This window comes from Pantoea sp. SIMBA_079 (assembly GCF_046940275.1).
Lineage (GTDB): Bacteria > Pseudomonadota > Gammaproteobacteria > Enterobacterales > Enterobacteriaceae > Pantoea > Pantoea borealis.
The window spans coordinates 1-229 of record NZ_JAWRYR010001026.1 but is presented as its reverse complement, the minus strand read 5'-3'; the positions used below and the strand labels follow the sequence as shown (position 1 = coordinate 229).

1 protein-coding gene is annotated in these 229 nt (G+C 33.6%); it reads left to right on the top strand.

Annotation, left to right across the window (positions count from 1 at the left end; translation table 11 throughout):
- The coding region (locus SB719_RS23020; protein WP_412160170.1) for a hypothetical protein at positions 1 to 229 on the top strand (229 nt) is incomplete at both ends.

Here is a 229-nt window from a genome sequence, read left to right as displayed (position 1 = left end):
AATCGAGATACAAGTGAAGTTGAAATTACAGCAGTTGAATATCCGGATAATTTCCTAAAAATAGGTGAAGATCAAGTTTCTGAATATAAAGCAGATATTACTACTTTAGATCCAGAAAACGGCGCGGTAGATGCAGTATTAACAAATGTAGAAACAAATGAAAAAGTTAAATTATATACTGAAGGGGAAAAAGTAGAGGCTCAATTACCAGCACTAGTTCCTCTTGTAG